Source organism: Rhodococcus sp. MALMAid1271 (assembly GCF_049195265.1).
In the GTDB taxonomy this organism is placed as follows: domain Bacteria; phylum Actinomycetota; class Actinomycetes; order Mycobacteriales; family Mycobacteriaceae; genus Rhodococcoides.
In genome coordinates this window covers 18,035-27,828 of the sequence record NZ_JBMIRQ010000032.1, presented here as the reverse complement: position 1 = coordinate 27,828, position 9,794 = coordinate 18,035, and the positions used below count along the sequence as shown (strand labels likewise).

Here is a 9,794-nt window from a genome sequence, read left to right as displayed (position 1 = left end):
ATCGAACGGACCTACCATCGCAAGCGTCGCCAACGCCGGCTCGGCAAACTCACCCCAACCGAGTTTGAGACAATCAATCAGTCCGCACACGCGGCCTGATTCACTCAACCCAACGAGTCAACCGAACTCGGGGCAGTCCCGAGAGTGCGGTGTTCAGTAAGGATGGCGACAGTCAACGAGCCGGTGGACGGTAGAGATCAGGTAGTCCACCAGGCTATGCCAGTCGGTTGAATGAATGAACGCCAGACATCGCTCAAAGCTCAGCGGTCCATGTCGCAGCTGAGGGACATGGAGCAATACGAGCACTTCGATATGCAGGGCTATCGGTAAACCGTTGCGTGTTGCATTCGATGAATCAGTGATTCGCTGCCGACCCAAGCCTCGCCTACTTGCAGTGATGGGCGTGCGAGGCCCGGATGGTTGCAATCGCTGAAGTGCTCAGTCGTGGATTCGGCTGCGCAGATGACGTCGGGGTGAGCGCGTTACGTTGTTTTCGATGGCTTGCTGGTCGACAGTCTGAGAGGGTGCACGAATGAGCACCGACGAATGGCTACTGTCCGGCCCGCGTGGTCGTCGGTTACTCCTCGAGTATGCGCTGCTCGCGGAGGAGCATTCGGGCGTCGATGCCGAAGATTCGTTCCGCTCTGCGGTGTTCCTGGCGTCGTACCGCCTGGACGTGGACCAGGGTGCTGGAGTGGTGATGTTCGGACCCGGTGCTGAGGAAGCACGGCGGACCGTGGTGACAGCGGAGGATGTGGCAGATCGCTTGTCTCGGGTGCCGCTCCCGGAAATGACAGCGGACGTTCTGCGTTCGGCCCTTGCTGTAGCGGTCGATCACGCGAGGTACTGGCAGCCACCGAGCGGTGAGGACGTTCTCGCGGCCACCGCTTCTGTCAGGGTGGAGCTGGAACGGATCGCGGAACACCTCGCCCCAACCCCGCACGCACAGTGGTGGTCAACGGGGCTTGCGGCCGCTGATCAGTCGATCGTGGGGTGGGAAGACACAGACACGCTATTTCGGGATGACTCGGCGGTCACCCGAACCGCCGCGGAGACGTTGCGCGACTACGGTGCTCGCACGGTAACGCAAGAAGAACGAGCGGCGAGCGAGCGGCCGGCGGACCCGGCCGCGGGCTCTTCCGGTGAGTGGTGGTCGGTCCCTCCGACACGGAGCTCGACTCGCTCGTTGTTCGATGGCACCCCGGCGGAGCTATGGTTCGTCGAGGACAGCACGGGGTGGATGCGGGCGGTCTCGCGGCGCTTGCGTATTCCTGGCGGTGTTCGTGTGTACGAGATCGACGGCGCGCAGGCGTGGGCGCAGCTGTGCACAGAGTTCCCTGTCGAGGTCACCGCACAGAAGCGGCACGACTGGTACTCCACCACATGTCGGGCCGGGCGCTGGTCCATTCCTGACTGGCCACGGGTGGCGGAGCACTACGATGGTGTTCACCTCACGGCCGAGGGATATCTCGCCGCAGCGGGCACGGCAATCAGCGTGGACGACGCCACATCGAGCGTCATCGCGGGATGGGCCCCCGACGAAACCTATTGGCTCACCGACACCGCAACTCCCGACAGCGGTGAAGCTCAGGTGGGTGTGCGACACCGGCGGGGAGCACCCTGAGTGGACCGCGGAAAAGCCTCGTTGACGCAGTGTCAGCACCGAATCGAACGCTTCGTCCTCGGCCTTCTCACCGGCACACGGGCCCGCGACGTGGTCGCCGCGGCGCACACCAATCTCGGCGAACTATGGAACGTCAAAGGGACCGTACTGCGGCTGGTCGTCACATAGATCACCGACCAGATCGATCCGATCAAGGTTGAATGTCGATATGGCAGAGAGAGACACGGACCGTCCACGGGTACTTCGTGCCGTCAGAGAATCGATGCAGGCACCCGACAGCCTCGTCGACCCGTCCTTCATCGACCGAGTCGCCGCCGACTCCGGCATAGACCCAGCAATTGTCACTCAGAGATAGGCAACTGGACCGAGTCTGATCACAGATCTTTTCTCCGAGAATGCTCTTGCCACACCCGGGTGGCCCGATCCCGAACACCTCACCGGTCAGCCACCCCGCACCGTCATCGCCGCCCTCCTCGCCAGCCTCGAGAGCCAGCTCACCGACGAACAGCTCACCCGCACTGCACTGGCACACGCAATCGGCACTCCTGCCGTACGCACACTGTGGTCCGAGTTCGTGCACGACGACCTCGCACACTGGGCCGAGATACTCCGACACTCGCTACCCCCACCACCCACATCAGCGGACACTCGGCAACAGGCAACGATAGCCGTGACGATCGTTGGTGGACAATGCTATTCGAGACTAATGCTGGGCACAGCTGCCCGCATGTGTCCGACGACGACATCATCGACCTCACCCTCGCCGTGCTCGACCGAAAAACCTAAATCCTGACACCCCAGGTGACGGTCTGGAGGAAATTCGCGGTCGACCTGTGCGGACACTGCAAGGGTATTGGCTGATGACAGGAGAGCTTTACCGCACGCTGCATCTCACAAGAGACCTCCGATCGCACGGGAGCAGTGAAGGGTCGAGTGCAAGACAATGACGGGACATTCGACTGACGTTCGCGAGATCCCAACCGGTCGACGATACGGTTTCCTGATGCACGAGCTCCTCGAACAGTGGACCAGGCTCACGGAGTGGCTTCACATTCATGCCCCCGTGACTGTCGCCGGGCTGAACCCGCCTGCCGCGCCAAGCCGAGTCAAAGCCGCCGAACAAGCAACCGGCCAACGGTGGGCCCCAGAGCTACATGCATGGTTCGGCCTCCATAACGGCAGCGACCAAGGCCGCGCCTTCCCGCAAATTTTCCCGGGGTTTCGACCTATCACCCTCGCTGAACTCGAGGTCGACTGGCACTCGCTGGTGTCCATTTGGTCCGATACCGCCGCAGAGTTCGAACAGCGGGAAGGCAGGCGACCCAATTCACAACCGGCTGGAAGCACAGCCTTCACCTACCTCCCCAGCTTCATTCCGATCGCCGCAGACGACACCCGCGAGCGGTTGGTCGTAGACACCCGCCCAGGATCTGACACGGGATGCGTCATCGAATTTTCTGGCGAGGGCACTGACGACGGAACTTCGCGTTGGCCCTCTATTGCCAGCATGCTTCGGGAAGCGACCGACGCACTCCAGGCAGGCGCAGCTTGTCGGGGCTGGGTGCCCTATATCGAAGAGGGACAACTCTATTGGGACTATCCCTGACCCGTCGAATGCGACTGACCGGGCAGCAGAAGCCTCACAAAAAACACACGTTAAAATCCGGTCGCGACCAGAAGTGTTCTATACCGGCACAGTGCAACGCCTTTCGAGACCATTTCTAGCGCGAACGTCAGATGGAGTGAACTCATGTTCAACGCCTTTTTCGGTGACCACGAGCCGGATTCCCTGCCTGAAAGCAAAGCCGTCTACGGCCAACCCGTCGCGTACACGGGACCGGACAGCGCCGAGGGTATCTACAATCCATCGGCTGAACCACGTGTGTTGCGCGGGGGTCACCCGGGGCGGATAGTCGATCCGACCCCGCAACACATTCGAGTGGAATGGGTCGGCCTGGAGAATGAACCAGTCAGCTTTGCAGCCGGTTTCGTTCGAGAGCGTCCCGACCGACCCGGCCCGAGCGGTTGGGTACTGGGCCTTGCTGCGATCAGTGAAGAGCTGTACGAGGAACTTTCGCGGGAGGTTGAGGGGCAGTCCTGATCTACTATCTCCCGATACTGTTTAATGATGTGCTGGCAGCTGGCGTCCGTGTGAAAAGCTGGTGTTGGGAACATGTTTCGAGGAATTCGGCTTGGACTCCCGAGATAGGATCAGCTATTGCAGGAATGCGACCGGCGAGTCTCGGAGCCTCCGCCGTTCCTCGTCCTCGCCGGATTCGGGACTGCCCTGGGATCGGTTAAACCAACCACTGGGTGGAGTACGCCCGACCAGACGCGGGGTTGGACGTCATGAACCCCAATCGGGAGTACTACATCGACCATGCGCGGAAGATCGCGGAGTTCGAGGTCACCGAAGAGAAGATGGGCCAGTGGCTCGGCCCGAACTGGGCGTCGGTCGTAGAGGTGACCGAGTCGTTTGCCCGTCCCGGGTACGAGCATTACATCGACCAGATCGGCGAAGCAACGCCGATGCGCGCAGCTAACGGCAAGGCTATGCGAGCGCAGCTCCGCGACCAAGCTGTTGCAGCCGGGCTGGAGACTCATTGGGAGACAGCGCAATCGATTGTTGGAACATACTTTTGGTCGTGCATGATGTCGTCACGCGATATGGGTAGCGAGGTCGATCTGAACGATTCCGTTCTGGGCGAGATCTTGGCCGCTGATGCGGTGGGTGCGGCATTCGCACGAAGTTTCGGGTCACGCGATCTGGTCGAGCCCCTGGCAGCGGGCGTGCAGATCGTTCTGGATCCGACCGCCGCACAGGAAGACGGCGGGCAGCTGACGAAGAACTACGACCCGAACGAGATCTTGTCACCCGAGGACGTCGAGTTGATGGAGGCAGAAGAGCCGAGCCTCGACGGGCCCTAGAGGCCCAGCCGCTGACGCGATCTGCGACCGCACAGGATAATTCGAGCGACTTACGTCGAATGCGTGCAGCGTGCGGTTCATCTGACCGAGGAGCTCAACCTAGTGACGGCCCGTGGTTCGGATCCTCATAGGGTCGAGTATCCGGGTGGTACCGACAGGTTCGGTTCTGCTGCAATGGTTCTGCGCTACATGTAGAGCAGGTGTGTCGACGTTCCGTCGAAATGCTCAAGGGCGTCGAGGACGCCGATGTAGTTGGCGGGCCTGCAGGCTCCGAGCCCGCCACCAGCGGGAACACCACGACCGGCTGACATCGAAGCCACCCGATTCAACCCGTTACCATTACCCACGAACATCGCGTACCAACTGCGCGGAAATGACTCTGATACCTAGACATGAGTGTGACGGCCGGCGTCACTGTAGATGCTGTCGCTCTACGGTTTCGGATATTCGGGTACTAGTTCTGGATGCCTGGCGCGGAGGTAACCCGCGGACTGCACGACGCCTCTCTCGCGACGACCATGGGTAGCCCACATCGAACGGAACTAGGTTTGCTTGGCGACGAAGCCCAGGGCAGCGGAATCAAACCCTTAGACCGCCGCGGAAACGATGGCCGCCCCATCGACCCTCAACGCGACATTCTCAACGCCTACGACCGGCCAGTCGAGTGTCATAGTCAACGCTCGAGGTGGAGGCAAAGGCCACGACCACAGGTCCACCTCGAATCGATAGCCACCATCGTCGAGCGGACGGGATGCGTTTCCGTAAAAGACAAGAGCCTGCTCCACACTTGGGTCAATCTGATCGCTGAAGTCGGGACTGCTGTCTCTGGTTGTCGGCACTTCGAGCAACACACCGTAGTCCATGCCGAAGACCGGATAGACGCCATGAGGGTGTCCCTCACTGCGCAATACGCTGCGCGCACGCGGCCCAACGCCGACATCAATGCAGCGTCACCACATCCCCTAGGTGATACCTGCACTACTACCTTGATGAAGAACCCAACTGTGAACTGTAGTTCCACCCACATCGACAGGCAGGGAGTCATCCCGGAAGATCTCGGCGTACTCATCCAAGAAAGATCCATCTAGAGAGTCAGTCGCGGGGGAACGGGAATGTATGGTCTCATCGCCCTGCCGCCGGACTGCCCGTGGGAATCGTGCCGCTACCAGAAATGCTCATAAGTCGAATCTCCGTAATCGATCGTCGATTAGGTCAGATGTAGAGCAGGCGTTGGGTGGCCCGTGCAACTTGGCCTCGGAAGACCGAAGCCGTCGGCAAGACTGAAAGGGACCTTCTCCGGCTGTCACCCAGTGCTCGATAGCGCGGCGACGATATTCGGCGATGCGGTGAGTGGGGTGAATCCGTCCCCGAGTATGCGGCGGCAGCCGTCGAGCTCGACGGCGATAGTCACCGGTCGCCAATCGTCCGCCGCGGAGTCGGTGACAGCAACGGCGACGACCGAGGTGGCGGTTTCGGTGCAAGGGCTTGCTGCCGGTAGATCTGCTAGTACCTCTTCGCTCAGAACAGGATCGGTGCTGTTCCATATCCGGGCACCGGTGAACGCAGGTATCGGTCCGGTGGTGTCGAATCGGCAGATCCCTGAGGGGAAGATCGAGAGGTCGAGCAGGGGCCGTGGTCCCGGTGTCGGAAGGGCTGACAGCGCGGATGGGCAGTTGAAGATCAGTTCGATAGCGGCTGGATCAAGACGTGCATGATGCTCGACTGTGAAGATCTCGGGCAGGGATTGGATCTCGTACAGTCCGAGCGTGTTGTCGAATCCGCAGCCACTGATCGGATTGTCAGCGGTCACGTAATTCCCCAGGGTTGAGGGGTTGTCCGTCATGTAATTCCCCACCCGCTGTCACGTAATTCCCCACCCTGGGGCGTGTCGGTGCGGGGTTCGGGTGCTGCTCAGGTTCGCTCCTGACACGGGGTCCTACCAAGGGCTCGTGGAAGGGGCCTGAGGTGGCAAGGAAGTCATTCACCGTGAACGATCTCATGGAGATGTTCCGACACTGGAACGCCGGCCGATCCCAAGTCGAGATACACCAGGCGCTCGGCATCGACCGCAAAACCATCCGCAAGTACCTCCAACCAGCAGTGCGTGACGGTATCGAACCGACACCAGGCGAGGTGTTCGACGAACCCCTCTGGCGTGAACGCATCGACCGCTGGTTCCCAGCACTGTCCGATCCCGCGGCCCGCGCCTTGACGTGGGAACACATCGCACCGCACCGCGAGTGGATCACCGAACAACTCGACGTACCGGTCACGGTCGCTACCATCGCGCAACGTCTACGCGACGATCACCACGTCGATGTCTCCGAATCGACCGTACGACGTTACATCGCAACAACATTCGCGGAGCAACGGATCGAAGAGAAAGTTACCGTCCCACGCGGGGCTGTCGAACCGGGCAGCGAAGCACAGATCGATTACGGCAAGCTCGGTATGTGGTTCGACCCAGCCCTGGGCCGCCGCATCTCGGTGTGGGCGTTCGTCATGATTCTGGCGTGCTCACGGAAGATTTTCATTCAACCCGTGTTCCGGATGGACCAAACATCGTGGAACGCCTCCCACGTCGCAGCATTCGAGTACTTCGGCGGCGTCCCCGCCCGGTTGGTGTGCGACAACCTCAAAACCGGTGTGGAACGACCCGATCTCTACGACCCGATGATCAACCCCGCCTACCAAGAACTGGCGAGCTTCTACGGCACCCTCATCGACCCCGCCCGGGCCCGCAAACCCAAGGACAAACCCCGCGTGGAGCGACCCATGCCTTATATTCGTGACTCGTTCTGGGCGGGCCGCGACTTCACCTCACTCGAGCAGATGCAGGATGCTGCATTGCATTGGGCCACAGAGGTATACGGCCAACACCGCCACCGCTCACTCGACGGCGTGACACCCTCGTCGATGTTCGAGGCAGTCGAACAATCTGCCCTCGCGCCACTCCCGGTGCGCCCGTTCGAGACCGTGCAGTATTCGGTGGGCACCGTCGCACCGGACTGCCACGTCAAAGCCGGTAAAGCGTTCTACTCGGTGCCATGGCGGTTGCTCGGGCAGAAGGTCACCGTCCGCACCGCCGGAGACATCGTGCAGGTCTTCCACGACGACACCGTCGCCGCCACCCACGTACTCCATCTGACCGGGCGGTCGACGAACTTCGAGCACTACCCACCGCACAAGGTTGCGCACACTCTGCGCAGCGTCACCTGGTGCCGCAATCAAGCCGAGCAGATCGGCTCGGGTGCAACGAAAGTCATCGACGAGCTGTCCTCGGTCAACGCCATTCACCGGCTCCGCGCGATCCAGGCGATCATCCGGCTCCGCGACAAATATCCCGACGACCGCCTCGATGCCGCCTGCACCCGGGCACTCGAACTCGATGATGTGCGTTACCGCACCATCAAAGGGCTCCTCGTCGCGGGAACCGAACACGGAGACCGGACCGACGATCAACCCTCGGCACCACTGCCGCCGGCGCTTCTCCGCGGCCCCGGCGCGTTCGACACCGCGCAGAGCGCATGACCATGCCGTCATCTGCTTCTGCTGCACTGCAACCACATTCGAAACGAAGGACACCGCGATGACCATCCACGATCCATCCCTGCGGACCGCACTGAAAACCCTCAAACTCACCGGGATGCTCGACACCCTCGACGCCCGGCTCGCTCAAACCCGCGACGGTCAACTCGGACACCTCGAATTCCTGCAAGTACTGTGCGAGGACGAAATCGCCCGCCGAGAATCAGCCGCCCTGACCCGACGAGTGCGCCGAGCGAAGTTCGAGCAGGCCAACACCTTCGAGGACTTCGACTTCACCGTCAGCCCGAAACTCCCTGCTGCGATGCTCCGCGACCTCGCTGCCCTTCGGTGGCTCGACGCGGGCGAGTCGGTCATCCTCTACGGACCGGTAGGTGTCGGGAAAACCCATGTCGCACAGGCACTCGGCCATCAAGTAGCCCGCCGCGGCGGCGACATCAGATTCGTCAAATGCTCCCGCATGCTTGCCGACCTCGCCGGTGGTCATGCCGACCGCACCATCGGACAACGGATGCGCGAATACACCCGGCCGAACGTGCTCATCATCGACGACTTCGCGATGCGTGAGCACACCACCACCCAATCCGATGATCTCTACGACCTCGTCTCAGATCGAGCCATCGCCGGCAAACCCCTGATCCTGACGAGCAACAGGGCGCCGAAAGACTGGTACCCGCTGTTCCCGAACCCGGTCGTCGCCGAATCTCTCCTCGATCGACTGATCAACACCAGCCACCAAGTCCTCATGGACGGACCGAGCTACCGACCCCGCAAACGACCCGGAACCAAGACCGCCTGACAACCGAGCCCGTCACCGATATCCTCACCTGAGCAGCTCCAAGCATGGGGAATTACGTGACGACTACCCCTGGGGAATTACGAGACCGTCGACATCGGATACGTCGGCTCCATTGCACGGCCGTCGGCGTCGATCAGCCACATGTCTGTCGGCGGCGGCATGCTGTCGTCGGTGGTCCCGCAGAAAATTGGCCAGGCCGGTCGTGCCGAGGGCGCATTCAGGGCTTCGACTACCGGTCCGAAGTCGCCGCTGTAGTGCCGTTCGAAGTAGCTGACGGTGCCGTCGACTGCGACCGTGTCGCCGGCGAAGGTGTCGCAGACGACCGCCGAGGTCGGGGTGAAGGTGGTCGGGACGGTGCCGGGAGCCGGCCTCGGTGGAACCGCAGTCCTGTTCGCCGTAGTCGGTATGTCGGCGGATCCGCTCACGTTCTGCGGTAGCGGGCAGACGAACGAGTCCGCTGACCCGATATGTGCTGCGGTGCGGGGTTGTGGGGTAGTTGCGACTCCGTACGCAGTGAGGGCGAGCAGCACGGCCACGAACAGAGTCAGCCCTGCCTCTCGTCCGTTCACTGTCGCAGCATAGAGCCACTTCGGGGCGACGGTGGGCGGGGCGCTACCGGTCGATGATGAACTGCGCTGTGTCGGGGCATTGCTGGCAGTGGAGTGCTAGATGCCGTTGTCCCCGATCGACGGGTGACACTCTCAGCTCCCCCTGCGAGCAAGTCGTCCCCACGAGTAGGTCACGGCGGCCCGACTCACTGCTGAACCTCGGACCGACATCTCGCGGCCGTCCATAGGGTAGCCGTGACGGACTCGCCTGGACTCCATAGGTACTTGACAGCGAACTGACCGAATCAAGCGCATCCGTGCGCCTAGCTCCATTCGCCAATCCGGTGCC

Annotated in this window: 9 protein-coding genes; 6 read left to right on the top strand and 3 right to left on the bottom strand. The window is 61.7% G+C overall.

Annotated elements, in window-relative coordinates:
* Positions 1–532: 532 nt before the first annotated feature.
* From ACOQFP_RS01625 to ACOQFP_RS01610, 4 genes are all read left to right on the top strand, one after another.
* Positions 533–1,624 carry a hypothetical protein gene (locus ACOQFP_RS01625; protein WP_421583237.1) on the top strand — a complete coding sequence of 364 codons (1,092 nt, stop codon included), beginning with the start codon at positions 533–535 and terminating at the stop codon, positions 1,622–1,624.
* Positions 1,625–1,792 carry a hypothetical protein gene (locus ACOQFP_RS01620; RefSeq protein WP_421583236.1) on the top strand — a complete coding sequence of 56 codons (168 nt, stop codon included), beginning with the start codon at positions 1,625–1,627 and terminating at the stop codon, positions 1,790–1,792.
* Between the two features lie 835 nt (positions 1,793–2,627).
* Positions 2,628–3,230, top strand: coding sequence for an SMI1/KNR4 family protein (locus ACOQFP_RS01615; RefSeq protein ID WP_421583235.1), 603 nt, complete (start codon positions 2,628–2,630; stop codon positions 3,228–3,230).
* 743 nt (positions 3,231–3,973) lie between these two features.
* Positions 3,974–4,552 (top strand): hypothetical protein, encoded by a 579-nt coding sequence (locus tag ACOQFP_RS01610; RefSeq protein WP_421583234.1) that lies wholly within the window; start codon positions 3,974–3,976, stop codon positions 4,550–4,552.
* A gap of 185 nt (positions 4,553–4,737) precedes the next feature.
* Here the strand turns inward: ACOQFP_RS01610 and ACOQFP_RS01605 are convergent, their stop codons facing one another.
* On the bottom strand, positions 4,738–4,863 hold the full coding sequence (locus tag ACOQFP_RS01605; protein WP_421583233.1) for a hypothetical protein: 126 nt from the start codon (positions 4,861–4,863) through the stop codon (positions 4,738–4,740).
* 992 nt (positions 4,864–5,855) lie between these two features.
* Positions 5,856–6,362 carry a hypothetical protein gene (locus tag ACOQFP_RS01600; protein WP_421583232.1) on the bottom strand — a complete coding sequence of 169 codons (507 nt, stop codon included), beginning with the start codon at positions 6,360–6,362 and terminating at the stop codon, positions 5,856–5,858.
* Between the two features lie 176 nt (positions 6,363–6,538).
* On the opposite strand from ACOQFP_RS01600, the gene istA reads away from it, so the two are divergent.
* Both istA and istB read left to right on the top strand, forming a co-directional pair.
* The gene (gene istA / locus ACOQFP_RS01595) at positions 6,539–8,083 is read left to right on the top strand and encodes an IS21 family transposase (protein ID WP_421583231.1); all 1,545 of its coding nucleotides are present in this window, start codon (positions 6,539–6,541) and stop codon (positions 8,081–8,083) included.
* Between the two features lie 58 nt (positions 8,084–8,141).
* Complete coding sequence (gene istB / locus ACOQFP_RS01590) at positions 8,142–8,897, top strand: IS21-like element helper ATPase IstB (RefSeq protein WP_421583230.1); 756 nt, start codon at positions 8,142–8,144, stop codon at positions 8,895–8,897.
* A 77-nt stretch (positions 8,898–8,974) separates the two neighbouring features.
* Here the strand turns inward: istB and ACOQFP_RS01585 are convergent, their stop codons facing one another.
* On the bottom strand, positions 8,975–9,466 hold the full coding sequence (locus tag ACOQFP_RS01585) for a hypothetical protein (protein WP_421583229.1): 492 nt from the start codon (positions 9,464–9,466) through the stop codon (positions 8,975–8,977).
* Positions 9,467–9,794: the final 328 nt, after the last annotated feature.

What these genes read in the sequence shown, in the direction of transcription:
- ACOQFP_RS01625 (WP_421583237.1), top strand. Translation starts at nt 533, where the DNA reads ATGAGCACCGACGAATGGCTACTGTCCGGCCCGCGTGGTCGTCGGTTA.
- ACOQFP_RS01615 (WP_421583235.1), top strand. Translation starts at nt 2,628, where the DNA reads ATGCACGAGCTCCTCGAACAGTGGACCAGGCTCACGGAGTGGCTTCAC.
- ACOQFP_RS01610 (WP_421583234.1), top strand. Translation starts at nt 3,974, where the DNA reads ATGAACCCCAATCGGGAGTACTACATCGACCATGCGCGGAAGATCGCG.
- ACOQFP_RS01605 (WP_421583233.1), bottom strand. Translation starts at nt 4,863, where the DNA reads ATGTCAGCCGGTCGTGGTGTTCCCGCTGGTGGCGGGCTCGGAGCCTGC.
- istB (WP_421583230.1), top strand. Translation starts at nt 8,142, where the DNA reads ATGACCATCCACGATCCATCCCTGCGGACCGCACTGAAAACCCTCAAA.